Source organism: Paenibacillus sp. 37 (assembly GCF_008386395.1).
Lineage (GTDB): Bacteria > Bacillota > Bacilli > Paenibacillales > Paenibacillaceae > Paenibacillus > Paenibacillus amylolyticus_B.
Map to the genome: position 1 here is coordinate 3,336,337 of NZ_CP043761.1, position 25,602 is coordinate 3,361,938.

Genomic DNA, 25,602 nt, shown 5'->3' on the forward strand with positions numbered 1-25,602 from the left:
ATTGAATCGGTTCATTCTCCGTTAAGCGCTAGATGAACCTGCACTTTTTAGGATGACATTCCAATCTTTTTCTTCAAAAAGTATGTTGTCTTTATCTTCTGTTACTCCGATCCGGACCTCAAGGATCACCATCCTGATTTCAGCCAGAATAGAAAAGAGACTCTCCTTGGTAATCGCGAACTGAGTGCCCATATTCACTTGCATGACCTTTCCGTTGACAAGCACTTGCCCACTGCCTGCAAGCACGGTCCATGCTCTACACCCAGTTCTATGCCAGTTCAACCCGATATGTTTGCCTGGTAGAACCGTTATGTTTAATGTGGTTACAGTTGTATTCTCATCGTCTAACGAACTCTCAATGACACGATAACTGCCCCAGGTTGCTTCACCATACATCGGTTTTAATGGCAAGTTACCCAATTGCGCTTTAATTTCATTTGAATTATTTTTGTTGGCAATGAGAATGCCATCCGGACTTGCGGCAGCGATAATACCTGGCACGCCAATGACTTGGATGGGGTAGGGAAGTTCGTTAATAATATAGGAATCGGAGGAAGAACCCGAGATTCCACCGTGTCCGATTACATGGGTATCTAACTGTGCGCACAGCGTATCCCAGCTTCCGATATCCTGCCATACTCCCTTATAAGGCAGGACTACGGCCCGCTGCGCCTTTTCTGCAACATGCTTGTCAAAACTGCGTTCAGGCAACGCTTCATACAGGGACGACAATTGATCATAATGAACCGGAAGCCCCATTTTTTTAATATGGGATATCATAAACGCGACGGTGAATGCGTACACACCACAGTTCCACAGTGCCCCACGTTGTAGCAGAGTTTCAGCAATGGTGGCTTCGGGTTTTTCTATAAATTGTGTTATGGGCGCATAAGCATTACGTTCTTCTCCACCCGGCAGGATGTATCCATACTGTTCTGAAGCATGTGTAGGCCTTGTCCCAATTAAAGCGATATCGGCTTGAGAATGTTTCAATATGTCCGGTAGTAATTGGAAGTTGCTGAAAAAATCTTCACCTGCGAACACATCAGCTGGCGCGATACAAATCACATCGTCATCCTTGGCCATTCGGAAGGATTGCAAATATAACGTCGCTAAAGCCGCCGCAGTAAAAGTGCCTCGTTTATAAGGTTCCCCAATGACTGGAATTTTGCCTTGAGTATGTCGTGCCGTAATATTAGCCTGATCCTGATGTGAAATAATGAGTGTTGAATCCGTTAGGGATGAACTGTCAAGCTGGCGGCATACTCTGCTGATCATGGATTCCCTACCTCCAGCGGGTGATGGAAGTATATCTATGAACAGCTTGGAGCGAAGCTCATTGGATAAAGGCCAGAGCCTTTTGCCAGAGCCGCCGCACAGCAGTACGATATGCATGGGCTTCCTCCTTAAGCTCAGGGAGCTTTACTATAGATTTTCCGTTTATGAAAGGAAAGAGAACGATATTTAAGAGCGAGATTGCGGATTTGTTGCTCTTTTAACGAAGAAGCGTTCACATTCAGACTTTTATTCTTGGAACTTCTAAGGATCATGCCGCCTGGGTTCTTCGTATACATAAAATTGGCATACGTTTCATACTCGGAGAAACCAAACTGTTTCTTCTTATTGATATTGGAGATGATCGCTTTATACCATGGCTGCTTATGAACAGCTTCAATTTTTTGTTTTAAGGCAGCGAGTTTCGATTTGTCGAACAGCATATAATGGGTGACAAAAGAGCGGGGACGCGGAGCTTTCATGCCTAACAACTTGCGGTAGGTATTGAAATATTCCGGTTGGCTCCAGTCACGGCAGTAAAAGACTGTTTTTCCTTCTACAAGAAATGAATGAGGTTTAATCAGTACGGTATCTGCATCCATGACTAGAAAGTACTTTGCCTTCACAATGGAATCTCCGTTCATTTTGAGCAGCTGCTGATATAACCAGCCTGACCGATTCCATCGGGAGGACTGGTAGTGTATCTCGTTTTTGGTTATAGGCAGGACGGATCGCTCATTAACAAAAATGCAGTTTTTAAGGGAACAAAGTTTTCTGATTTTGGTGCTGACCGGAGAAACAATATATATGCTTCCGATGGGATGTTTTACATAACGACGGATGTTATCGATGACGAGGGGAAGGGTAGCCAAATCTTTCTCGATCGCTGGTATAAGAACATCAATCTTAGGTGCATTATTCAACCGGATTCCAGGCTGGACGGACATCTTCTCAACTCCTTGCACAAATCGTGATGACTCATTATATGGTATGTGTGCAAAAGTGTTTTGGTCAGGGCATGTGCAAATATACATTTTTACGAATAGGGGCTTTTGTTGAGGGTTCCTTTATCGGTATTACATATAATGCTTGCAGGATCTTGATCAAACAGCGGGCTATGATGCGGTTGCTGAAGGGAGAGTTTACGACATGGGAGTTGATAAATTGCAGCCGTTAAGAAGTAAGTGGTTAAAAACAAAATTAATCATTAATAATGAATTAATTAAACCGTTTATCCCCGACACACAGAAATATAACAAAACGAATCTGAAATCCATGATCAGCAAATATGGAATGGTCTATGTCAAACCCGAGAGAGGCACTTTCGGGATGGGTGTTATTAAGGCCGAGATGGAAAGTCATCAACATTTTGTCTATCAGATAGAGCAAAAACGTCTGACGTTTGACAGCTTTGAATCGTTTTATAACAGTCTGACTCGCTTGGTGAATAAAAGAAGTTATCTGATTCAGAGAGGAATCCATCTTCTTAAGCACAATAACAGACGTTTTGACATCCGAGTCATGATACAGCTAAGCCCGACCAAACATTGGGAAGCTACCGGAATCATCGGCCGACTGGGTCATCCAAAGAAAATCGTAACCAATTATCATAGTGGTGGTACACCGATGGATATTCACAAGCTGCTACAATCACATGTATCCACAAAACGCAGGAATGAACTGGTTCAGGAGATGAATGAGCTTAGCCTGCGCATAGCTCGTCATATGAAAAAAAAGTACCCGTATCTAAAGCAAATCGGCGTGGATATCGGCCTTGACCACAGTCTGAAACCCTGGATTATTGAAGTGAATGTCAAACCTGACCCATATATATTCAATCAATTAAAGGACAAGACGATGTATCGCAAGGTCATACGATATTACCGCCATGCTGTGCCCAAAAAAACAAAATAACAGACCGGACTTTTCATAGGAATGGCTGGAGAAGGTTTCAAGCTCAAGAGTCGCCAATGTGGCGACTTTTTTTGTTGATCTGCGTTTTAAGGTCGGAATAATGCATTTCATCCCAATTCGACTCCGAAACCTATGCTAAAATAGTATATTCGAGAGTGAAATTCAGAGTCGATGTCGATGAAAGGCGGATGTCCCCATGTTCAATATTGCAATCTGTGATGATGAGGAGCAGCAACGAGAACGTGTGAAAACGATGCTGGTCTCCTTATCTCTAAAAACCAATTTTGATTTTCAAATTAGCCTATTCACATCTGGTGAACAACTGCTCTCACACTACAGAGAGGTTGGGGACACATTCAATATTCTCATCTTGGATGTGGAGATGGGCGGAATGAACGGGATTCAGACCGCTAAAGAGATCAGGAACATGAAGTTTCTGGATGTACAGATTATGTTTCTGACCAGTTATCCGGAATATATGGTGGAGAGCTTTGATGTCATCACCTTTCAATATCTGATCAAGCCAATCCAGCCGCAAGTTTTCGATGAAAAGATGATTAAGCTGTGTCAATATTTTCAGGCATTGGACAAAAAGTATGTATTAATCAAATCAGACTATGATGAACTGTTGCTGAAATATGATGATATTCTCTGGATTGAGGTCGTCAAAAGTTTAACAATCAAGAACAAGTTGAATTTTGTGACACAGGAAAATGTACATGAGACCAAAGGCATTTTATCCAACTACGCTAGCGGTTTGAAAGACCATGGTTTCTTGCAGATTCATCGCTCGATTATCATCAACCTGATGCATGTTCAGAAGTTTTCCGGTACCCAAGTCGTTATGTTGAATGGAACGGAACTGCCCATAGGCCGATCCAAGGTCAAAGAAGTCAAGGATGCGTATACCAAATACATGATCATGAGGATTCAATGATATGGATGCCTATATGATCTTTTCCATCATCTTTGTGACCTTACTTATGGCACTTCAGGCGAATTTTTATTTTGATTCTGTGCTGGGCAAGTCCAAGCGGAAGACACAGAGAGCACTCTATTTCGTAGTATTTGTTATGCTGGGTTATTTTTATTTGGCATCTTCCTTCTCCGATCTTGTTTCAACTGCTGTTGCCTGCTATTAATCTTCAGTCTGGCACAGTCCTATAAAGTGGAGTTCAAAATCAAGCTTGTTTTTACCATTCTATATGCAGTCCTGATTACTATGGCGAATACTATAGCAGTATATATTCTCGGAGTTTTGGAATCCACAGATTTCATCTCATGGGAACAGTTCAACGGAGATGACTACTGGATTCTTTCCAAGGTGATGCTGCTTGGTTGCAGCATCATGTTCATTGTTATTCAAGTTGTCCGCCTAGTCGCCAAACGTAGAAGTTTTGCCGTTCACTATCGTTATTATTTGCTGTTTCTCATCGTACCGATCATTACGATCTATCAGATCAATGTGGCCTCCATCTATAGTGAAAAAAACATATTTTACGTCTTTTCTGTACTAGGCTCTCTTTTTCTCAATGTGTTTATTGTTTATGTATTCGATAATATGGTGGAAAAGGTACAGCTCGCGCATGAAAATGCCGACTTGCAACGTCAGATGGATTACCAGGATGCCAACTATGAGAAGACCGTTCACAGTTTCAAAAACATTAAATCCATCATCCATGATATCAATCAGCAATTTCTGTATATTGATGAATGTATCCAACGTAACGAACTGGCGGCAGCAGGTGACCATATCAAGTCTACGTTAAATACGATTGAAGGTGCATACCAGAGGGTGAACTCCGGCAATCTGGTCATTGATGCTCTCGTTACGAATACCCTGGCTATGGGGCAGGCAAACGGAATCAAAATCGACACCAAAATCCAGCTTCACTCGCAACATATCCAGATCGATCGATACGATCTGTGTGTAGTGCTTGGTAACATGCTCGATAACGCAATTGAGGCCTCCAAGAAGGTTAGACAGGCCGAGGATCGATACATCCTGATTGCCATGCACTCCACATCAACTGCACTGGTCATCCAGATCATGAATCATGTGGAGCAACCGATCGTTGACTTGAAAAGTGACAAGCCCAATCCGGAGTACCATGGGATCGGTCTAACCAATATATCGCGAATGTGCGAGAAATATGGTGGACATATGAGTATTGAGCATCAGCATCGGAAATTTAACAACATGGTTGTGCTTCCGTTCCACACCGACAATCCCTGAACCTGCCGTTCAGGGGTTGTTTTTTTCCATTCAGGGTCCGTTTGCGTTTGGTCAGTCTCTTCCCGGATATGATGAATTCATTCATAAGAACATTTGAGGGAGGACATATGATGAAGAAACTAATTAGTTTTTTATGTACAGCGGTACTTGTAATTACACCGCTGGCAGATGTCAGAGCAGAGGCGAATAACAACGGTACGGTTGAGGCACGGGCGGAGCAGATCGCCAAGGAGATGGTGCAAAACTACGGTGTCACCAGTGTGCAATATGCGATCATGGATGAAGGGGAATATATTTTATCAGATAGTGTCGGACTGCACGATAAGGCATCACAGAAGCCAATAGACAAGGATAGCATGTATGGCATAGGCTCGGTTAGCAAAATGGTTGTTACGGCAGCCGCCATGAAGCTTGTCGATTCAGGTAAAGTAGATCTGGATGAGCCGCTTACTTCGTATATCAAGGACTTTAAAATGGCAGATGCGCGCTATACTCAAATCACACCGCGCATGTTGATGAATCATTCATCCGGTCTTTACGGTACACATTATGGAAACAGCATGTTGTTTGACGATAATGACACCCGCAATCATGATGAGTTATTGCTTAAACTTCAGTCCGAAAAACTGAAATCCAAACCTGGCGCATACTCCGTCTACGCCAATGACGGTTTTCAATTGCTTGAAATCCTGGTTGAACGGGTGAGTGGGTTAAGCTACAGCGAATATATCGCCAAGTTCATCAGCGAGCCGTTGAAGTTGGAATCAACGAAGACACCACTAGATTCCTTTGACAGAGCGCAATTATCCGAAACCTATTGGCCTACACTTGAGATGAAGATGCCTACCGAAAATGCAAACATTATCGGCACAGGCGGAGTGTACTCTACCGCAGAAGAATTGAGTAAATTCGGAGAGGTTTTAATGGGGAACAGACCGGATATTCTGTCCGAATCTGCTGTGAAGGCCATGCAATCTCATGAGTATCGTAAGGGCATATGGGTATCTGATGAGCAAAATACGATCAATTATGGCTTGGGGTGGGACGCGGTTGACCTTGCACCTTTCAGCGATTATGGGATTACCGCGCTTGCCAAAGGTGGGGATACCATGTTGTACCATGCCGTGTTAATCACTATACCCGAACATGATATTTCAATGGCGGTTCTATCATCTGGTGGATCTTCCGTCTACAATCAGATGTTTGCCAGCAAAGTGCTGCTGGACGTTCTCGAGGATCAGGGCATCATCGACGATGTTCAGCCTGATCAGACATTCCTACCACCTGTGAAAGTGAAAATGCCAACGGAGTTGAATACGTACTCAGGTCTGTATGGTACTGTAGGTGAAACACTTGATATAGCAATCAAGGATGGTGAATTCAAACTCCCTGCCTTGCTAGGAGGCATTATCCCGGAGCAGAACTATGTGTACACAGGCGATGAACATTTTACGAGCACGGACGGCAGTGTGAAAGCTAGTTTTGTGAAGGAACGTAATGACAAGGTGTATGTTAAAGTTCAAGGCATGATAACGTTACCCGGCATAGGCCAAACGGTAATGAACACGTATGATTATCAAAAATTGGATCATAATGCGCTTGACGCAGCAACCAAAGAGAAGTGGACAGCTCGTGACGGCTCGAAATATTACGCGTTGGATGAAAAAATAACATCGATCTTTTATCTGCTTCCATCGATGCTGATCAAGAACCTTTCCGTTGATGCCAAAAATGGCTATGCTAATGGCACGCAAATCATGGATGCGAACAACGCAGAGAATATCGCCCAGATTCCTGTGATGAACGGAAGAGACGCATTTGATCTGCAATTTTACACGAAGCATGGCGCTGAGATTTTAATTCAGGATGGACAGGAATACATTGCAGAGGATGCGATTACTCCAATCTTTGGTGGAAAAAAAGGAATTACGACTATTCCGGCAAACGGTCAAGCCCGGTGGTATGCGATCGACGCCCGATCGGGTAACAAATCCATCACGGTGGATTCTCCGAAGACCGGAGGTTATGCAGTGTATAATGATAAAGGGGAAATGGTTGACTTCTCTGTAGCAACCAATCCGGAATCGACGAAGCTCCCGAAAAGTGGTTTTATCGTTTTTGGTGGGGACGCCGGTGATGTATTCCAGATTAAATTAAAGTAAAGCAGGGATTGCGTTACAAAATCACAATCGCAATTTGTCACATAAATAATGTCATATTCAGGAAGTCGCCTTATGGCGGCTTTTTTGATTTTTTTATTAGAATAATTTAACAGTCTGGTAACTTTTCGACCTCACTGCTCGTTATATTTTATATAGTTATATATTAGGCTCATTTTTCACAGGAGGAATCACTTTCTATGATCAATCGACATAAACGTCACACAATGAAGCATTACAAAAGAAGAGCAGGCAGACCCATCATTGCTGGTCTTACTGCGGGAATGCTGATGGTTCATGGAGTCATCGGCGTGTTACCATCTCAGGTACATGCTGAAGCATCGGATGTATCCATCCGTAACTGGTACTCGTATCAGCGCATCACAGTGCCTGAACTGAAACCTACTTGGACAGCGAAAGTAGATAACCATTTGAATATGAACGAGACGTACATCGGAGCTAATGCCATTGCAGAAGAAGGCAAAGTATTCACGTTTGCTGGATCGAAGTTGATTGCACTTGATGCGACAACAGGTAAACGGTTGTGGACTTACGGCAAAGAACTGACACCTTATATTACCTATCAAGGGGGCGTCCTCTACGGACTGACCAGTGATCACAAGCCATATGCCTTGAATGCGAAGACAGGCAAAGCCAAATGGCAGTCAGGAACATCCACCTGGATTGATACGGTTCAACGTACGGAAGCGCTGATTCCAACGGTGGATACCCTCTACGTGATTAAGGGGAGTACAATGTTTGCACTGGATATACAGTCAGGCAAACTGCGCTGGAAGGCAGATGAGCCATTAGGCGAAGGTCACGGTACTGAATATCTTGAAGAGTCTAATGGTATTGTACTGAGAACCTTTTTTGTCCAAGGGGCACTTACATCCGTTCAACTTAATGCGTATGACAAGAAAACGGGCAAGAAGTTATGGGGTCATTTTGGTCAGGGGGAAGCTATTCAGATCAAAGACGGACTTGTGTATTCGGTGGATTTTTATTCTCCAATGTTGGAAGATGATGAGTCTTCACCTGAACGCAAATGGAAAGTTAATGCTTACAACCTGAAGACCGGTGTGTTGAAAGGAAGTCAGGAGTACAGGTGGACCATGCCGGGTGACCCACCGTATATGAATGGTAGAGGAGATATACTTGTCAATAAAGACAAACTGTACATTGCGCAGGGGGACAACATAGCGGAGTATTCGTTGAATACAACCAAGTCGGAAACTACGCCAATTCGAACGTTTCACCAACCTTACGGGGACAAAATGGAGTTACTTGGCATTGTACAGGAACGGCTGGTGTACAAAAACCTCGAGACAGGTGAACTTAAAGGCATTAAGCTGGCTAATGGTCAGGAGGTTCAGTGGCATGGTGATGCCCCGGTTTCTCAGATTGATGTTTACGGTAAAGGAATGTATCGAGCGCAACGTAACGGCACCCTGCTTGCCCTCAACATGATGACGGGTCAGCCAGCTTTTCGAGTCGCTACCGGGGGAGATCTGCACAACACGACATTGAAGACAAACGGAATGATTATCATCCAAGCCGAAGGCAAACTTCTCGGCGTTAAGCTGCCAGCATCGCTGAAATAAGTGATCTAGAATGAAAAATATGTGAAAAGACCGGACTACGGCATAGCTTGCTCATAATCCGGTCTTTTTTTATTTTTGCGCATAAAACACTGCAAAGTCCAAGTACTTGTACATGCAATCTGCCACACGAAACCCCGCTTCCTCCAACCACTTCAATTGATCCTCCAGCGTGGCATTGATATCCACCTTGCGTCTTTCGATCGAAGCCGAGATGGCTTCCTCAGACAAACCACTTTGTTGAATCGCTTCCAACCAGCGCTGGCGGTAATAGGTGTCCGTATCGAGGGTTCTTCCCTGAACCTGATCTGCGTTGATGAAGCATCCGCCTGGTTCTAACAGCTTATGTACAGAGTCAAACACCTTTTTCTTGTCAGCATGGGTCAGATGGTGAATAGACAGGGAGGAAATAATCATGTCGTAGGAACTGGTGAAATCGTACTTGGAGTAATCCCCGACCACATACTGCACTTGGTTCGCATCAGCAAATCTTCGACGTGCTCCTTCGAGCATATGATCACTAATATCGATCAGGGTTAATCGCGCGTTGGGATACTTTTGCAGGACCAATCCGGAGAGCAGTCCCGTTCCTGCACCCAGATCAAGAATACGTGGAGAATCGATCGGGCTTCCCATTAGGTCCAGAGCCATTCCATAAAAATCATCAAAACAAGGGATAAGCTGCTTTCGCTGCACATCATAATCTTGGGCTACCTTATCAAACAGCTGCTTTACTGAGAATTCCATGTGCTCATCACTCCTTGAGGTTTTCTCCATATTTTACAAACCGGAAGGGATCAAGGGAAATACTGATTATGGATAAACTCATAGGTTGGACCTATGGGTTCCGAGTCTCTGCCATGGGTAATAACATGTAAGCGCAGAATATAGACAGGGAGGAATGAACCTGATGTTTCAACCACGTTCTATTATGATGAGTATCTCGTTAATCGTTATAGTTCTAACACTTACAGCTTGCTCTGGTAGTAATGAACCTTCGGCTATCCCTGAACCATCAATGCCAGTAGGTGAATCTGCTCCAGCACCTTCAACAGGAAATGAAACGAAGCGTCAACAGACCGAAAGTTTTGAAATGTTGACGGCAGATGGCAATCAATCACTAGAAGCGACTTTGCAACAAGGAGAAGGATTTTCCTTGTACGTATTCGAGAAATTCACATTTGATGCTGCTCAAGGCCGTCTGTCACTGACTAGTAATGCTGACTATTATGTGGATATTGAACCACTGCCTTCGGATTATAATCTGGCAGAACTGGAGACAGCGGGTAAAGAAGAATTAAAAAAAGCAGGTAAGGTATCCGATTATAGTGGAGAACTGGTAGAACACCCGCTTGGTTATGCCGAGCTCTATCTTCAGGCCTCTGGTGAAGAAGGAATTAGCGATTATATGGTCTGGAAATCAGAAGAAGGGGACGCATTTTTATTCCGTCTTCATAATCCAAAAGGAGAAGAGGCCTCTGATTTCGCCAGCCCGGTCCTTGTTTCGTTATCCACCGTTCAGGGTGATTCGTAACTTAGATGACTATAATGTTTTCAACGGAAGTCGCCAACTGGTGGCTTTTTTACTTTTGCAGATTGCACGGAGAAGTTGCGAGGTGATGTATTCACTTTCATTTGACTTAGAGTACGCTCTAGGGTGTAGACTTTGAAGAAGAAGAAATATTGCCAAGGAGATGAACAGAATGACAGAGGAAAATAATTTTAGAACTTTACAACATAAAATAGGCTCTGGCTTCAACCATAACAGTACAGCGGAGGAGGTATTGAAAGATCTGGACTTGTCAGGACAGCTTGCTATTGTAACGGGTGGATATTCCGGCCTCGGGTTGGAGACGACACATGCGCTTGTTAATGCGGGAGCCCGTGTAGTGGTGACTGCACGTCGTCCAGCGGTTGCGAAGGAAGCACTTTCGGGTCTGGAAGGTGTTGAAATAGATGCATTGGACCTCGCTGATTTATCCAGCGTTCGTGCTTTTGCCGAGCGATTCCTCGCGAGTGATCGCAACATCGACATGCTGATTCTTAATGCGGGCATCATGGCTTGTCCGGAGACAAGGGTAGGTCAGGGCTGGGAAGCTCAATTTGCAACCAATCACCTAGGCCACTTTGCACTGACTAATCTGTTATGGCCAGCACTTGCAAGTCGGGGTGGCGCACGTGTTGTTTCCTTGGCATCAGCGGGACATCATTTCTCACCGATTCGTTGGGATGACATCCAGTTTGAGCATGGTTATGAGAAATTCCCTGCTTATGGTCAGTCCAAGACAGCAACCATATTATTCAGCGTTGAGCTGGACAGACGTGGAGCTGAACAGGGAGTGCGTGCATTCTCGGTTCATCCAGGTGGAATAATGACGCCGTTGCAGCGTCATATGCCGAAAGATGAGATGATTGCTCTGGGATGGATTGATGAATCTGGACAAGTCGCCAATCCGGCGTTCAAAACACCTGAGCAGGGGGCGGCAACGCAAGTCTGGGCAGCAACCTCTCCTCAGCTTGAGGGCAAAGGTGGTGTCTACTGCGAGGATTGTGACATCAGTGAAATGGCTCCAGAGGATGGAGGTTTCTACGGGGTCAAGAAGTATGCTATCGACCCTGAGCAAGCTCTTCGTCTATGGAAACTGTCCGTGGAGCTGACGGATACGGATATCCCAACCACGTAAACCCTTGATTTACACAACAATTAAATTGAGATACAAACTAAACGCTACTGAAGTTGTCCGTAGCGTTTTTTTATATTTTTGCTCATACGAATTGAGAAAGTAACATCCCTCATGGTTAGGTGAATATCATATATCAGAATAGAGGGAAGAAAGGATACATTATACGGCTCAGTGAAGTGAAATAACTGTGATGGATTGTAATGTGAGTGCTTTTCCATTTAAAATAGAGGAATCATGTTCTTTTTGAGAACGCAGGGAGAGAAAATCATGAATATTTTTGAGCAACACATACCTTTGGAAAAAGTGAAATTTAATGAACCGCTAAAAAATCACACGTTTATTAAAATTGGTGGTAAAGCAGATATCCTCATCCATCCAACAACGATAGACGAAATCACTAAAATCGTAGAGATTGCCAACATACATCAATTGCCGCTGACGGTTATTGGCAAAGGCTCCAACGTCATCATTAAAGATGGAGGCATCCGTGGTGTAACCATTTCCCTTAGTCATTTCGATCAAATTAAAGTGAGTGAGGACAGCATGATTGCCCAAAGCGGTGTTGATATCATTGATGTATCCAGACTTGCTTTGGAGCATAGCTTAACTGGTTTGGAGTTTGCTTGCGGTATTCCCGGCAGCACGGGGGGCGCACTTTACATGAATGCGGGTGCCTATGGCGGTCAGATCGCAGATGTTGTTGAACGTGCGACTGTGATCACCAAAGACGGTGCAGTGTTGGAGATCCCGCGAGAAGAGATGAAGTTTGGATATCGAAATAGTCTCTTCAAGATGGATCACTATATCATACTGGAGGCCGAATTCGGGCTCAAAAAAGGAAACAAGGAAGATATTGCAAGTAAAATGAAGGAATTAACGTTCCTGAGAGAATCCAAGCAGCCGCTGGAATTCCCCTCTTGTGGAAGTGTATTTAAACGACCCGAAGGACATTTTGCCGGTAAACTGATTCAGGATTGTAACTTGCAGGGCACTCGCATCGGGGGCGCTGAAATTTCCATGAAGCATGCAGGTTTTATCGTAAATGTGGATCACGCTACTGCCCAGGATTATATGGATCTGATCCAATTTATTCAGAAGAAAGTATATGATACGTTCCAAGTTGAATTGGAAACCGAAGTCATCTTTCTGGGAGAGTAACTTCATTGGAATCATTAGGAGGTCGCCTTTGGCGGCCTTTTTTGCTTGAGGGAATGGTAGTGAAACAAGAATCCACATGCTAATTATGGTAATATCAGAGTGATTGTATTTAATATTTCATCGTTATCATAAGGAGTGTACATGGAGATGTTCAAACGTAACAGGAGAATCCTGCTAATCGCGGCTATGACAATTTTACTGTCGCCCTTGTCAGTCCTGACATATATGTATATGAATGAACGTGCAGGCGGCCTAGCCGATCAACGGATATCTAAAGTTTGGGGATTAAGTGAACCTATACAGATTCCTATAGCGAACAGTCCTGAGAGGGCAGTTCAGGAATTTAGAGGTGAGTTTTATACCTCCCAATTTATTCATCAGGAGGCTGTAGACGGAGGCATGATTTTGTTCACACAAAAAAAGGGGCGGGAAAACAACAGTAATCTTCAAATGGAGTATACCCGCAAGAACATGTTTGGATGGAAATGGGTATGGGGTGGAGGTTATTCCATAAGTGAGGGTCAACACACCAAGTTTGCTTTGGATTATATGAGTATACCGAAGTTGGATAAAGTTTCGGCACCGTTTCCCATGTTGTTTGGTAATATTAAAGATTCATCCATTAAACGTTTATATGTAGAGACCAAGGACGATGGAAAAGTGATTGAGACCGAAGCGAAACTGGTTGAGGTGAGTTCGGGACGTCTAATCTGGTATGTTTTCCTTCCTCCGTCAGCCGCTATCCCATATGTAATGAAGGGATTTAACGAAGAAGGGAAACTCATTACCCATGAACAAATTAAAGATGCCAATGACAGCGGGTCGTTAACTCTCCGAAAATGATCTCGTGGACTATCTAGATACATATGGTAAAGGACAACAAACATTGATTCTTAAGAGGTCGCCTTATGGCGGCTTTTTTTATTGCCAATGTAGTACCAACCATTCCGCCAGTGAATGAACCGATCCTGCAAACCCGCGTCACGCAAGCGATTGGCTCATGCTATGGCTGATTGAACGATTGTTTGCTGACCCCGCTCTCGCTTAACATGTGAACAGAGGAGCCTGCTCGTCATTCACCATCATTCTGTCAAAGGGGGCCTGCGATCGTATGGCTGAGCTGTCGGAAACATCAACGTTGCAACCCGGGGTTACAGTCAACAAACCCGTCAAACCAAGTTATCTGCGTAACATTCGAAAACACTGGATGTTGTATGTCATGATCCTGCCCGGCATTTTGTTCTATATTATTTTCAAGTACATTCCACTTGGCGGAAGCGTGATTGCATTTCAGAACTTTCAGATTATGAAAGGCATATGGAGCAGTCCATGGGTTGGCCTGGATAACTTCAAGTTTATTTTTACGTATCAGGACTTCTATCATGTGCTTCGGAACACAGCTCTGATTGCCTTATACAAACTGGTGATCGGATTTCCTGCTCCGATCCTGCTAGCGCTATTGTTCAACGAAGTGAGAAAAATGCTTGCCAAACGCTTTTTGCAGAGTCTGTTTTATCTGCCTCATTTTCTCTCCTGGGTTGTTGTCGGGGGGATCGTGTTTGAGGTGCTAGCCTCGGGTGGTTTTGTAAACGCTGTCCGTGGATGGTTCGGGTTCGAGCCGATCCTGTATATGCAGCAGGAGCAATATTTCCGACCTATTGTTGTCTTGTCCTCCATCTGGAAAGAGGTAGGGTGGGGAACGATTATATACCTCGCTGCGGTAAGTGGTATTGACCCCACGCAATATGAAGCGGCAGTGATGGACGGAGCGAACCGCTGGAAGCAAACGATCTACATTACATTGCCTGCGTTGTTCCCGACGATCTTAACCCTGTTCCTGCTGAATATCGGCAATTTCCTGGAACTTGGCTTTGATCAGATCTATAACCTGCTGACACCGATGACCTACTCGGTAGGGGATATCATTGAAACGTACGTATACCGCTCTGGTGTCCTGCAAGGGCAATATAGCGTAACAACAGCGATTGGTCTATTTCAGTCGGTGATTGGCTTCATTCTGCTCTGGGTCTTCAATCGGCTAGCGAGAAAATCAGGAGAGGGGTTGTGGTAATGATCAAGCAGACGATTGGAGAAAAGCTGTTCCAAACCGCCAACTACATTTTCCTGACACTTGCGGCCTTTACGATGCTCCTTCCGTTGCTACATCTGCTTGCGGTTTCCCTGAGTTCGCCGGTTGCGGCAGACTCCAAAGAAGTATTTCTGTGGCCCGTTGGCTTTACTTTCGCGTCATGGAAACACATTCTACAAAGCTCGGGCTTATGGCAATCGTTCGGTGTAACCGTATTCATTACGGTAGTGGGTACTGCGCTTAGTATGTTATTTTCAGTGTTGACCGCTTTTCCGTTATCGCGCAGAGAATTCATGATTCGCAAACAAGTGATGCTGGGCATTGTAATTACGATGATTTTTAATGCCCCGATGATTCCATTTTTTCTGACGGTAAGGGAGCTGGGCATGATGAATTCCATCTGGTCCCTGATTATTCCTGGTGTAATTGGCACATTTAATATGGTCATTCTGCGTACCTTTTTCATGAGCTTGCCCAAAGAACTTGATGACACGGCCCGAATCGACGGTTGCCATGACTTCCGGATTCTGTTTCAGATTTATTTGCCGCTATCCAAGCCGGTTCTGGCTACGGTCAGTCTGTTCTATGCGGTGGGATACTGGAACACGTTCCAGCGGGCGGTACTGTTTCTACGTGATCCAGGGCTATGGCCTCTGCAGATGAAGCTGCGAGCGTATTTAACCAGCCCGGAGGAACTGGCCCAGGTAAATATGTTTCTTGGGGATTACAACTTCAATACAACCACGTTAAAGGCAGCGACGATACTTTTTGCAAGCGTTCCCATTATTTTGGTGTATCCTTATCTACAGAAGTATTTTGTGAAAGGTTCATTGCTCGGATCACTGAAAGAATAAACCATGTTCAGGGGGATGATTTCATGAGAAAACAACTTACCCGCAAGATGATGCCGCTAATGCTCAGTCTAGCCATGCTGTTGGTCGCTGGTTGTGGATCAGCGACTACAAGTTCCGGAAATGACGTTGGTAACGGCGAAGACAGTGGTGGAGCTGCAAAAGTCAAAGTATTCAAAAGCCATATGGGCGTTGGCAGCTTGCCAACTGCGGATAATCCACATGTGAAATACATTGCTGAACAGACGGGAGTCCAGTATGAGCTCATTACAACGCCTCCCGGTTCGGAGCCATCCGAATACTTGAACCTGATGATTGCCTCCGATGAACTGCCAGATATCCTGCGTCCGATTGGAGGCATTGAGCAGACACTGATTCAGCAGGGAGGCGCGTTACCACTGGATGAACTCCTGCCTGAATATGCACCCCATGTGTGGGAGAGTATTCCTCAGGAAGCTTGGGATATCGTTCGCTCTGCTTCCCCTGATGGCAAAATCTATTATGTGCCCAAGGTATTCCTTGTGCCTGAACGTGCACCGTTAATTCGTCAGGATTGGGTGGATAAGGTGGACATGGAGATGCCAAAGACCACTGATGATTATGTCGAGCTGCTCACAGCTTTCCGTGACAAGGACCCGAATGGCAACGGCAAACCGGATGAACTGCCAACAAGCGGCAGGGAATTCGGCAGATGGATGGACCATTTGTTTGCGATGTACGGGGTAGCGATGTGGGAAGGGTATCCCGAATGGGATGAATACGATGGAAAAATCCAGTACGCAGGGACTACCGACAATATGCGGGAAGCAATCAAGTTCATTCGCATGTTATATGTGGAAAAACTGCTGGACAATGAAACCTTCCTGAACAAAGGGGAAGTGTGGCAGGCCAAAATCAATAATAACCTCGTAGGCAGCTGGTACCATTTGCCTGCAAATGTGCGAGATCGGTACAATGCGATGCTGACCCAGGCTCCAGATGCCTACATTGCAGCAATGCCCTTGCCCAAAGCCGAAGGGTTTGAAGCTTTTGTCACCCAGAAAAGCATGGGTGAACCGGAATGGATGATCCCAGCCACCAAACAGGATAATGCGCCAAATGCGCTGAAGCTGCTGGACTTCTTCTATAATCCTGAAAATGATGAGTTTGGTCGCTTCGGTCTTGAGGGTGAGCAGCATGAAGTCAAGGATGGACGCAAAGTCATTCTTCCACCTGCTGACAATAAACCGCTTGCCTTGGGTATGAAGAATCTGACCACAGCAGAAGACATGAACAAGCGGATTGAAGAGACATATCCGGAAGATCAGCAGCAAATGGTCAAAGACATGTTCAAAGTCAGCACTGCCGATGCGCGGCAAATTGCCGGTGACGGTCTGCCAGCCTCTGTGTATGAAGGTTTTCCTGATATCCAGTCTCACAAGTTGTTTCAAGAGGTATTGACCAAGATTGTCATCGGCGAGCTGCCGATCGAGGCTTATGATGAATATGTGAAGAAATGGAATGCTTCCGGGGGCGAAGTGGTCACCCAGCGTGTACAGGAATGGTATGAGAAGGTGAGAAAATGAAAAAGAGATATGCCCTATGCGGGGTCAGCGGCAGAGCATTGGGACAATTTGCAAAACCAATTCATGAGCTGTTCTCTCATAATTCAGAGGTTGTCGCTTTGCTGGATACCGATCCTGCACGATTTGAAGTATATCGCGCCCGTTTTCCTGAGCACACAGAAGTAGCAGTATATGGAGCTTCGGATTTCGGGGTTATGGTCGATGAGACGCGGCCTGACTGTATCATCGTGGCTGGCAGGGACGATACTCATGCCCACTATATTGTTGCCGCGTTGGAGCGGGATCTCGATGTTATCACCGAAAAGCCGATGACGACTACTGGAGCTGATGCCAGACGCATTCTGGAAGCAGAAGCAAGGAGTAAGGGCAACGTCATCGTAACGTTCAATTATCGGTATATGCCGATCCATATGCGCATCAAGGAATTGATTCAGAAGGGGAAGCTCGGTCGCGTCACTTCCATCGACCTTAACTGGTATATCGATACCCATCACGGCTCCAGTTATTTTAAACGGTGGAACCGTGAACGGGCATTCTCGGGCGGTCTGTCTGTCCATAAAAGTACCCACCACTTTGATCTGGTCCAGTGGTGGATCAATCAAAAGCCAGTTGAAGTTTTTGCCTATGGAGCACTGAACTATTACGGGGCTGAAGGTGAATGGAATCCGGCACAGGAGGACGGAAGACATTGCCGTACATGCCATGTCTCAGAAGATTGCGCCTATTATTCCCGCTGGACGTCCCGCAGTCGTCAGATCCGGGTACCGGATGACCATCTGAACCAGCTCGGTACAGCAAGCCAGCAGGAGTTTCCATACACTTCATACCGCCCCGACCAGTGTATCTTCGATTCCACCATTGAGATTGAAGACACGTATGCCGCAACAGTGAAATATAGTGGCGGCGCGCTGATGAGTTATTCGGTCAATTTCTCACTTCCTTACGAAGGGTACCGTTTGGCGATAAATGGCACGAAGGGCAGGCTAGAAACATTGGAGTATCATATGCCGGCCCGGACGCCTTTTCCCACACCCGTCCAGACGATCGATTACTTTCCGCTCTTTGGTTCAAAAGAAACGATCCATGTTGTTCATCGTGAAGGCGGACATGGAGGAGGAGATCCACTGCTGCTGGAGGATATTTTTCTCGGCGAAGATAAGAGACGCCCTTACCGAATTCTGTCTGGCGCTGAAGACGGCGCTTATTCCGTTGCCGCTGGAGAAGCAGTGTGGCGATCTGTGGAAGAGCATCGGCCTATTTCCATAGACGAAGTGCTGGGTGGTTGGAACAGCAGAGTGCCCACACACAAAGGGAGGGAGAAGTGACATGAGCAGACCTGTGTATTTTGAACCGGAGGAGAGTATGGCTTATCACAGTGGTGAAGACGTTATGCACGCCCTGATGAGCATTGCGGGAAGGTATATTGGCGCCAATCCTCCGCATCCCCCGGTCTACAGGGTAAGTAGATCAGGACTTGTGCGCAAGTCCGATGATCACCGCTATGATTTTCCATTGGAGGGTCTATTCCCCGACATGCAGAGAGGACAACAGGTCTATGCATGGGCCAAACTGTGGAGTGACAGTGATCAGGAATTTATTTTTCATATCACCTGCTTCGGACCTGTTAGGCTATATCATAATGGCGTGTTGATCTATGGTTCTGCACCTGAAGAGGAATATCCAGCGATTCCTGTTCTGAAACTGAAATGTGGACTGGTCAGAGGCTGGAATCATTTCGTTCTTGAATTCAAATCAGGGGAAAAGGGGGGAGGTGGCCAATTTGGCACTGGCTCCCGGAAGAACAAACCACTTCACTTCATTGTGCCTTCGCTCGAACGAGATGGGGAAGAAGGCTGGCTCTACAGCGAGCCTTTGGATTTTCCGTTGTCGGAAATTCCTTCTGGCCCCATGCGAGAGAAGGCCACTGGCGTTAACTGGTTGCCTCGGGAGGAAGACCCCGAGAAGGCATCGCCTTATGGACAGTTGGCACGGATGTATGGACTGACCAGCGGCATGTCTGCGTATGCATGGACGAAGATAGGTGGTACGAAATGTGGCAAGGAGACTGTGCTAATCTCTGGTGAGGCCTACAGCCCGATTGAATTCTCGGTGGAGGGCAAGGTGGTATTCCATCAAGAGCATGCCGGACGCTTTCGCTTCGAACTGCCATTGTCAGCTGGCGTGCAAGATCTGACAGCGAACTGTGTAGGTGGAGACCGGGATTGGGGATTCCGTATGGATGCAACTACAGATGAGATGTTGACACCCGCACTGGATGTGAAGGGGCGCAGAGGCAAGTGGCTGTACCTGGGTCCTTTTCAAGCGGAACAGGAGATTGATCTGGCTTCCTGCCAGAAGATGAAGCGGACTGCTCGTAGCGGAACAGGTGAAGAGGTATACTGGCGAACAGAGCTGCCAGACGGAGAGGTACGTCCATTTCTGGAAAATGAATGGTTCGGCCGATGGAACTATCCCCTGGGCGTCACGTTATACGGATTGCTTCAGCTTGGCAAAGCGGGTCAACGATCGGATATTCGAGATTACGTGCTGAATCACATTGAATTTGCCTCTTCACGTTTCAGCTACTCCTTATGGGACAGAGAACGTTATGGTGCAGCTGGGCTGAATAATCAGCTCTCCCATATCGACAGCCTGGACGACTGTGGATCTTTCGGCGCCACCATGTTGCTTGCCGATCGGGAACGCAAGTTGGACGGCGTTTCAGAGGCGGCAGCTCATATCGCTGACTATATTTTGCATCAACAGCCCCGTCTGGAAGATGGCACTTTATACCGCAAGATTGGTGTCTCCAGATCAATGGATAACACGATGTGGTGTGATGATCTGTATATGAGCATCCCGTTCCTGTGTAGATACGCCGAATGGTCGGGTGACGATAAGCTGCTGGATGAAGCGGCAAGACAGGTTCTTTTGTATAAAAAGTATCTGTATATTCCAGAGCGTCAAATCATGTCCCATGTATTCGATGTGAAGCGAGGTGAGCCAACAGGGACCCCTTGGGGCCGAGGCAACGGCTGGGTACTGTTCTCTTTGTCGGAGTTGCTGACGGCCCTTCCTCATGACCATCCATCCTATACAGTTCTCATTCAATTCTACAGGGAATTGTGTGAAGGGTACTTGGCATTGCAGGGCAGAAACGGACTGTGGCATCAGGTATTAACGGACCCGGAGTCGTATGAGGAAACCTCCTGTACCTCCATGTTCATCTATGCGTATGCCCGAGGGGTGCGAAAGGGTTGGCTTTTAGATCCGAAACCCTATGCACGAGCGGCGTATCAAGGGTGGAAGGGGCTATCGGAGCGCACAATTGATAAAAGGGGCAATGTATACGGCGTATGTCGTGGCTCCAGCTACTCCTTCACGAATCACTATTATAAGCATGAACTGGGTTGGAATCTGAATGATACCCATGGGATCGGCATTGTACTTCTTGCTGGACTTGAAACTATTGCCATGCAAGAATGGCAGACAAACATGCGGGTTTTCGCTGCGGAAAGGGTCGGAACACCGGAGAAATTGGAGAAATCATCTTTTTAGAGGGAGAAAATAGGCTGTTGGGCCGGGTCGTATTGGGCATATGGGAACGGTATAATATCGGTATATTGCATATGAGGTGGGATAATTGTGACCCTTTCCTTCTTAAAGTGGCTAAAATTCAATTTCACCAATACCCAGACCCGGCTGCTGCTGATTCTGACTGTTGTTGTCTTCATGATTATTATTGCGGTGGGGATGACGACGTATTATTCTTCCAAATCGGTGTTACAGCAGGAATTAAGTGAGCCGCAACACCAGATGCTGCGTATCAGCATGAATGATATTGATGAAGTGATCCGGGAAAGTGATCAGATTGCGGTGAAAATTGCACTGAACAGTAATGTATACCGATTTCTCACCAATGAAGTACAGGGATCATACCGCAATATTACGGAACTGGTACAATTTCTGGAAACCTTAATCAGTAGTACGTCTTTTATTAAGAGCGCTTACATTTTTGATATGAATCGAGAAAGCATTGTTGCCTTTCCACAAGGCTACAGCTCCAGCAAAGTTAATTTCCCGGATTCGGATTGGGTTAGCGTTGCCGATGAACTTGAAGATCGTCCCATGCTGGTCAAGCAACGTGAGATTTCCACATCTTCTGGTGTGTCCATGCCGCAAATTACACTTTACCGAAAAATAATGATCGCTGGCGAGTTGAAAGGGATTATCGCAGTTAATTTCAAGACAGAGAAGATGTTCGAGCACATGCTGCTCTCATCCGTCTCCGACCTTGACAGCCACCGGTTCATCCTCGACACCAACAACCAGCCTTTATATGATCTCGGCAATTATGCCGTCGGAGAGGAAGCGGTCAGTCATGTACTCACTCAACTGGATGGTGAAAAGCTTGGTGAGTTTAAACATGAAGGTAAGCTTTTACTGGCTTCACAGACCATTTCACCGTACACCGGATGGCGTTATCTGTCCGTGATATCACAAGACAGTCTCCTGGCTAATGCACAAAAGATCCGCAATATTGTTTTTATCGTATCTTTGTTGGCTCTTGTAGCAGGAGCGGTTACGATCACAGTTTACAATGCAGCTGCTTTTAGACCGGTAAGACGCATGAGACAACTGCTCAGCGGTTACGACCAGGAGAGAATCCATCCGGAGCAGATTGATCTGGAGAAAATAACGGGGCAATTGCTAACGGATCATGCTCAGCAGGCCATCAATCTCAGGCAGACCCTTCCGGAAGCTTCATCCAAATTTCTGACGGATATCTATAACGGACATATGACAGGAAGTCGGGAAATTAGCGAGAAATGGTGCCGTTATTTCAAGGATTGGAGCGATGAGCCACTCTCTATTGCCATGTTGTCGATTGATAATTATAAGGCCTGGTGTGAGCGTTTTACGAAGTCAGATCACTCCCTGCTGAAATTTGCCATTGGTAATATCATAGCTGAACTGTTGTCTGGACAATGGCGGGTGTTATCAGCCGATCTGGGCAGAGACCGGATGCTCGTGATGCTGCAACCGATTCATTCTGGCGGTAGCAAGAGCGTAGCGACAGCAATACGAGAGACGATTGGCATGATTCCTCGCTTGCTCAAGTTTCAGGTGTCGAGCGGTGTAAGCGGGGGGCACGACGGATTCATGCGACTTCAGCGAGCCATGCATGAGGCGGAAAGTGCGCTGGATTACAGATTCTACCTGGGGTATGAACGAGTTATTTCGTTTGAAGAGATCTCGGGTCTGCAACCAACCGAGAACACATTGGAAGAACTTGAATTCATGACTCAACTGACGGAGACCGTCGAAGCAGGCAGGGGTGAAGAAGCCCTGAGGACTTTTGACAAGATAGTTGGTCGAATGACCCACGAGCAATGGCATCCTTCATCAGCGCTGGCCTTTCTTGAAGCTGTTGCAGCTACACTTGAACGAATTCGCCTGAAGCGCGAGACAGAAGGTTTCGGACTCGAAATGGTGGATATGCAGACCATGCATCTGGAGGCTGTCTGTGAAGTGCTGCGAAGCCAGATCGAAGGTTTGGCAGAATGGTTCGGTAGTCTTATGCTCAGCAAGGATTTCATACTGTGTCAACAGATGATTGCATTTATGAATAACCACCTGGAAGACCCGGTAAGCATTCAGGAGATTGCCGAGCATGCCGGGATCGGAAGCAGTTTGGCAAGTCAGTTGTTCAAGCAGGAAATGGGTGATACCATCCACGGATATTTCACCAAGCTTCGCATGGAACGTGCCTGTGAACTATTGCTGGATACGGATTATAGAATTTCCGAGATCGCAACGATGGTGGGTTATCAGCATGAGAACAGCTTTATTCGTGTGTATCGAAAATACAAAGACATTACGCCGGGCAAGTATAGGGAGGTAATGCGAAGCCGCAGGGGTGTACTACGGGAATCATGACCCATACTTGGACCCAAAGAATGACAAGGAGGCAGAGCCATTGATGGATCGACAATCGGTCGTCACCAGGAATCATCCCGTATTAACGCAGCTTGAGCCCAGATCACCTTTATCTGTAGGTAATGGAGAATTTGCATTCAGTGCTGATTTTACGGGACTTCAGACGTATCCAGAACTGTATGAACTACCTCTTGGTACACAATCCAACTGGGGTTGGCATTATACGGGCGGTCATCATGTATTCGGAGATGAGGATATTGTCTATCAGGCATTTGAGACATATGGCCGCAAAGTGCCATACCCCATGAAGCCCGAAGACAAGGAAGAAGCCTATCATTGGCTTAGGCAGAACCCGCATCGAGTTCAGCTTGGACGCATTTCATTTCGTTTGCTAGGAGAAGATGGTCAGGAGACGGACGTCACCCATGTCGTTCCGGTACGTCAGGAATTGAATCTATGGACCGGAATTCTGCACAGTGAATTTACCGTTCAAGGGGAAGAAGTGCGTGTAGAGACAGCCTGTGACCCACGGCTCGATTGTATCGCCATTTGTGTACAATCCGAATTAATCCGTAAGCAACGTCTGCAACTTTTTGTTCTATTTCCAGCGCCCGATATGACACACCGGAGCTGGTCAAAATCAGTATTCCCCGACTGGAAGCAAAATGACAGACATTCTACTGTGCTGACATCGGTCACTTCGACTTCCGCATCGTTGAAACGTGTGCTGGATGAAGATGAGTATGCATTGGAATGGATCTGGGACGCAGGTCAACTGGAACAGACAGGAACTCATGAATTCACACTATCTCCCAAGGCCGTACCAGACTCGGACATTTGGTCGTGCAGTGTATCTTTTGCTGCACATAAGCCGGAAACCTTGCCAGCAGATACAGTGTTGCGATCAAGCTCGGTCCACTGGAATCAGTTCTGGAATGATGGCGGAGTGATTGATTTTGAAGGCAGTTCAGATCCGCGTGCCGCTGAACTGGAGCGTAGAGTAGTCCTATCCCAATTCCTGAGTGCGGTGCACAGTGGTGGGTCCATGCCACCACAAGAGACCGGATATATGTATAACAGCTGGTTCGGAAAAATGCATCTGGAGATGCATTGGTGGCATGCAGCGCATTTTCCGCTCTGGAATCGGACCGATCTGTTGTGCAAGAGTCTGGACTGGTACCTAACCATCTTGCCAGAAGCACACGAACTGGCACGCTCTCAAGGTTATGTCGGTGCGCGATGGCCCAAAATGGTGGGTTATAACGGGCATCAGACTCCGTCGCCAGTAGCTCCGGGATTGATCTGGCAGCAACCACATCCCATGGCACTAGCTGAGATGTGTTATCTGTCCCGGCCTGACCCTGCTATATTAACAAGGTATAGGGATATCGTATTTGAAGCAGCTGACTTTATGGTGTCCTATGCCCATTGGGATGGGAAAAGGCAAGCGTATGTGTTAGGTCCGCCGCTTATTCCTGCGCAGGAGAATCACGCCATGACCGATAGTTTGAATCCGCCCTATGAACTGGAGTACTGGAAATTCGGTTTGGAGATAGCCATCCTTTGGGCAGAGCGTTTGAATCATCCAGCCAATCCAGACTGGCGAACAGTGGCTTCGCACATGGCTAAACCTCGACATGAGAACGGAGTTTATCTCGCACACGAGAATTGTCCGGACACTTACACCGTTAAAAACCATGATCATCCCTCGATGGTTGGAGCACTTGGACTATTGCCAGGTTCATTAATCGATCCGGAGATCATGAGAAATACGTTGCTCAAGGTCAAAGAATGCTGGGACTGGGAATCCGCCTGGGGTTGGGATTTTCCGATGTGCGCGATGACAGCGGCCAGATTGAATGAACCAGAGCTTGCAGTGGATTTCCTGATGATGGATGCCACGAAGAACACGTATTTGCCTAATGGACACAACTATCAGAGAGCAGGGTTGTGGGCATATCTTCCCGGGAACGGTGGTCTCCTAACCGCTGTCGCCATGATGGCCGCCGGCTGGACAGGGGCAGGAGAACAAGCGAATCCGGGATTTCCACGGGATGGTAGCTGGACTGTGAAGTGGGAAGGTCTTCATCCTTTGATGTAATCATCAGAACGTTAAATCCGAATGAACGG

The 25,602-nt window shown here is 46.2% G+C and carries 20 protein-coding genes; 17 read left to right on the plus strand and 3 right to left on the minus strand.

The annotated features are described in order from the left end of the window. Positions 1-21: 21 nt before the first annotated feature. A complete protein-coding gene (locus F0220_RS14395) occupies positions 22-1,395 on the minus strand; it encodes a sugar phosphate nucleotidyltransferase (protein WP_149846628.1) in 1,374 nt (457 codons plus the stop codon). Between the two features lie 17 nt (positions 1,396-1,412). After that, complete coding sequence (locus tag F0220_RS14400; protein WP_149846629.1) at positions 1,413-2,222, minus strand: DUF6492 family protein; 810 nt, start codon at positions 2,220-2,222, stop codon at positions 1,413-1,415. 202 nt (positions 2,223-2,424) lie between these two features. Here F0220_RS14400 and F0220_RS14405 point away from each other — a divergent pair, with 202 nt between their 5' ends. The 6 genes from F0220_RS14405 to F0220_RS14425 all read left to right on the plus strand — a co-directional run bounded on the left by F0220_RS14405 (position 2,425) and on the right by F0220_RS14425 (position 9,188). After that, a complete protein-coding gene (locus F0220_RS14405) occupies positions 2,425-3,189 on the plus strand; it encodes a YheC/YheD family protein (RefSeq protein ID WP_223199945.1) in 765 nt (254 codons plus the stop codon). A gap of 196 nt (positions 3,190-3,385) precedes the next feature. Continuing rightward, positions 3,386-4,126 (plus strand): LytR/AlgR family response regulator transcription factor, encoded by a 741-nt coding sequence (locus tag F0220_RS14410; RefSeq protein WP_149846631.1) that lies wholly within the window; start codon positions 3,386-3,388, stop codon positions 4,124-4,126. Between the two features lies 1 nt (position 4,127). Next, entirely contained in the window at positions 4,128-4,331 is a 204-nt protein-coding gene (locus F0220_RS33320) for a hypothetical protein (RefSeq protein ID WP_317452001.1), read from the plus strand. Positions 4,332-4,411: 80 nt separating this feature from the next. After that, on the plus strand, positions 4,412-5,425 hold the full coding sequence (locus F0220_RS14415; RefSeq protein WP_317452002.1) for a sensor histidine kinase: 1,014 nt from the start codon (positions 4,412-4,414) through the stop codon (positions 5,423-5,425). Positions 5,426-5,535: 110 nt separating this feature from the next. Continuing rightward, on the plus strand, positions 5,536-7,587 hold the full coding sequence (locus F0220_RS14420; RefSeq protein WP_149846917.1) for a serine hydrolase domain-containing protein: 2,052 nt from the start codon (positions 5,536-5,538) through the stop codon (positions 7,585-7,587). A gap of 197 nt (positions 7,588-7,784) precedes the next feature. After that, on the plus strand, positions 7,785-9,188 hold the full coding sequence (locus tag F0220_RS14425) for a PQQ-binding-like beta-propeller repeat protein (RefSeq protein ID WP_149846632.1): 1,404 nt from the start codon (positions 7,785-7,787) through the stop codon (positions 9,186-9,188). Between the two features lie 69 nt (positions 9,189-9,257). Here F0220_RS14425 and F0220_RS14430 read toward each other — a convergent pair whose 3' ends face one another. Beyond that, a complete protein-coding gene (locus tag F0220_RS14430; RefSeq protein WP_149846633.1) occupies positions 9,258-9,932 on the minus strand; it encodes a class I SAM-dependent methyltransferase in 675 nt (224 codons plus the stop codon). A 163-nt stretch (positions 9,933-10,095) separates the two neighbouring features. On the opposite strand from F0220_RS14430, the gene F0220_RS14435 reads away from it, so the two are divergent. From F0220_RS14435 to F0220_RS14485, 11 genes are all read left to right on the plus strand, one after another. Continuing rightward, positions 10,096-10,719 carry a DUF8580 domain-containing lipoprotein gene (locus F0220_RS14435; RefSeq protein ID WP_149846634.1) on the plus strand — a complete coding sequence of 208 codons (624 nt, stop codon included), beginning with the start codon at positions 10,096-10,098 and terminating at the stop codon, positions 10,717-10,719. Between the two features lie 169 nt (positions 10,720-10,888). Continuing rightward, positions 10,889-11,869 carry an SDR family NAD(P)-dependent oxidoreductase gene (locus F0220_RS14440; protein ID WP_149846635.1) on the plus strand — a complete coding sequence of 327 codons (981 nt, stop codon included), beginning with the start codon at positions 10,889-10,891 and terminating at the stop codon, positions 11,867-11,869. Positions 11,870-12,136: 267 nt separating this feature from the next. Then, positions 12,137-13,027 (plus strand): UDP-N-acetylmuramate dehydrogenase, encoded by an 891-nt coding sequence (murB, locus tag F0220_RS14445; protein ID WP_091016425.1) that lies wholly within the window; start codon positions 12,137-12,139, stop codon positions 13,025-13,027. 147 nt (positions 13,028-13,174) lie between these two features. Then, positions 13,175-13,870 carry a hypothetical protein gene (locus F0220_RS14450; RefSeq protein WP_149846636.1) on the plus strand — a complete coding sequence of 232 codons (696 nt, stop codon included), beginning with the start codon at positions 13,175-13,177 and terminating at the stop codon, positions 13,868-13,870. Between the two features lie 268 nt (positions 13,871-14,138). Further along, positions 14,139-15,098 (plus strand): ABC transporter permease, encoded by a 960-nt coding sequence (locus tag F0220_RS14455; RefSeq protein WP_091016421.1) that lies wholly within the window; start codon positions 14,139-14,141, stop codon positions 15,096-15,098. A gap of 2 nt (positions 15,099-15,100) precedes the next feature. Then, positions 15,101-15,970, plus strand: coding sequence for a carbohydrate ABC transporter permease (locus F0220_RS14460; RefSeq protein ID WP_083679484.1), 870 nt, complete (start codon positions 15,101-15,103; stop codon positions 15,968-15,970). 23 nt (positions 15,971-15,993) lie between these two features. Then, on the plus strand, positions 15,994-17,532 hold the full coding sequence (locus tag F0220_RS14465) for an extracellular solute-binding protein (RefSeq protein ID WP_091016419.1): 1,539 nt from the start codon (positions 15,994-15,996) through the stop codon (positions 17,530-17,532). Beyond that, a complete protein-coding gene (locus tag F0220_RS14470) occupies positions 17,529-18,857 on the plus strand; it encodes a Gfo/Idh/MocA family protein (protein WP_149846637.1) in 1,329 nt (442 codons plus the stop codon). Before F0220_RS14465 ends, F0220_RS14470 begins: the two co-directional genes overlap by 4 nt. A 1-nt stretch (position 18,858) precedes the next feature. Next, positions 18,859-21,090 (plus strand): glycoside hydrolase family 88/105 protein, encoded by a 2,232-nt coding sequence (locus tag F0220_RS14475; RefSeq protein ID WP_149846638.1) that lies wholly within the window; start codon positions 18,859-18,861, stop codon positions 21,088-21,090. Positions 21,091-21,177: 87 nt separating this feature from the next. Further along, the gene (locus tag F0220_RS14480; protein ID WP_149846639.1) at positions 21,178-23,472 is read left to right on the plus strand and encodes an AraC family transcriptional regulator; all 2,295 of its coding nucleotides are present in this window, start codon (positions 21,178-21,180) and stop codon (positions 23,470-23,472) included. Between the two features lie 43 nt (positions 23,473-23,515). Beyond that, positions 23,516-25,573, plus strand: a complete 2,058-nt coding sequence (locus F0220_RS14485; RefSeq protein WP_149846918.1) for a glycoside hydrolase family 65 — start codon at positions 23,516-23,518, stop codon at positions 25,571-25,573. Positions 25,574-25,602: the final 29 nt, after the last annotated feature.

What these genes read in the sequence shown, in the direction of transcription:
- F0220_RS14395 (WP_149846628.1), bottom strand. Translation starts at nt 1,395, where the DNA reads ATGCATATCGTACTGCTGTGCGGCGGCTCTGGCAAAAGGCTCTGGCCT.
- F0220_RS14400 (WP_149846629.1), bottom strand. Translation starts at nt 2,222, where the DNA reads ATGTCCGTCCAGCCTGGAATCCGGTTGAATAATGCACCTAAGATTGAT.
- F0220_RS14405 (WP_223199945.1), top strand. Translation starts at nt 2,425, where the DNA reads ATGGGAGTTGATAAATTGCAGCCGTTAAGAAGTAAGTGGTTAAAAACA.
- F0220_RS14410 (WP_149846631.1), top strand. Translation starts at nt 3,386, where the DNA reads ATGTTCAATATTGCAATCTGTGATGATGAGGAGCAGCAACGAGAACGT.
- F0220_RS33320 (WP_317452001.1), top strand. Translation starts at nt 4,128, where the DNA reads ATGGATGCCTATATGATCTTTTCCATCATCTTTGTGACCTTACTTATG.
- F0220_RS14415 (WP_317452002.1), top strand. Translation starts at nt 4,412, where the DNA reads ATGGCGAATACTATAGCAGTATATATTCTCGGAGTTTTGGAATCCACA.
- F0220_RS14420 (WP_149846917.1), top strand. Translation starts at nt 5,536, where the DNA reads ATGAAGAAACTAATTAGTTTTTTATGTACAGCGGTACTTGTAATTACA.
- F0220_RS14425 (WP_149846632.1), top strand. Translation starts at nt 7,785, where the DNA reads ATGATCAATCGACATAAACGTCACACAATGAAGCATTACAAAAGAAGA.
- F0220_RS14430 (WP_149846633.1), bottom strand. Translation starts at nt 9,932, where the DNA reads ATGGAATTCTCAGTAAAGCAGCTGTTTGATAAGGTAGCCCAAGATTAT.
- F0220_RS14435 (WP_149846634.1), top strand. Translation starts at nt 10,096, where the DNA reads ATGTTTCAACCACGTTCTATTATGATGAGTATCTCGTTAATCGTTATA.
- F0220_RS14440 (WP_149846635.1), top strand. Translation starts at nt 10,889, where the DNA reads ATGACAGAGGAAAATAATTTTAGAACTTTACAACATAAAATAGGCTCT.
- murB (WP_091016425.1), top strand. Translation starts at nt 12,137, where the DNA reads ATGAATATTTTTGAGCAACACATACCTTTGGAAAAAGTGAAATTTAAT.
- F0220_RS14450 (WP_149846636.1), top strand. Translation starts at nt 13,175, where the DNA reads ATGTTCAAACGTAACAGGAGAATCCTGCTAATCGCGGCTATGACAATT.
- F0220_RS14455 (WP_091016421.1), top strand. Translation starts at nt 14,139, where the DNA reads ATGGCTGAGCTGTCGGAAACATCAACGTTGCAACCCGGGGTTACAGTC.
- F0220_RS14465 (WP_091016419.1), top strand. Translation starts at nt 15,994, where the DNA reads ATGAGAAAACAACTTACCCGCAAGATGATGCCGCTAATGCTCAGTCTA.
- F0220_RS14470 (WP_149846637.1), top strand. Translation starts at nt 17,529, where the DNA reads ATGAAAAAGAGATATGCCCTATGCGGGGTCAGCGGCAGAGCATTGGGA.
- F0220_RS14475 (WP_149846638.1), top strand. Translation starts at nt 18,859, where the DNA reads ATGAGCAGACCTGTGTATTTTGAACCGGAGGAGAGTATGGCTTATCAC.
- F0220_RS14485 (WP_149846918.1), top strand. Translation starts at nt 23,516, where the DNA reads ATGGATCGACAATCGGTCGTCACCAGGAATCATCCCGTATTAACGCAG.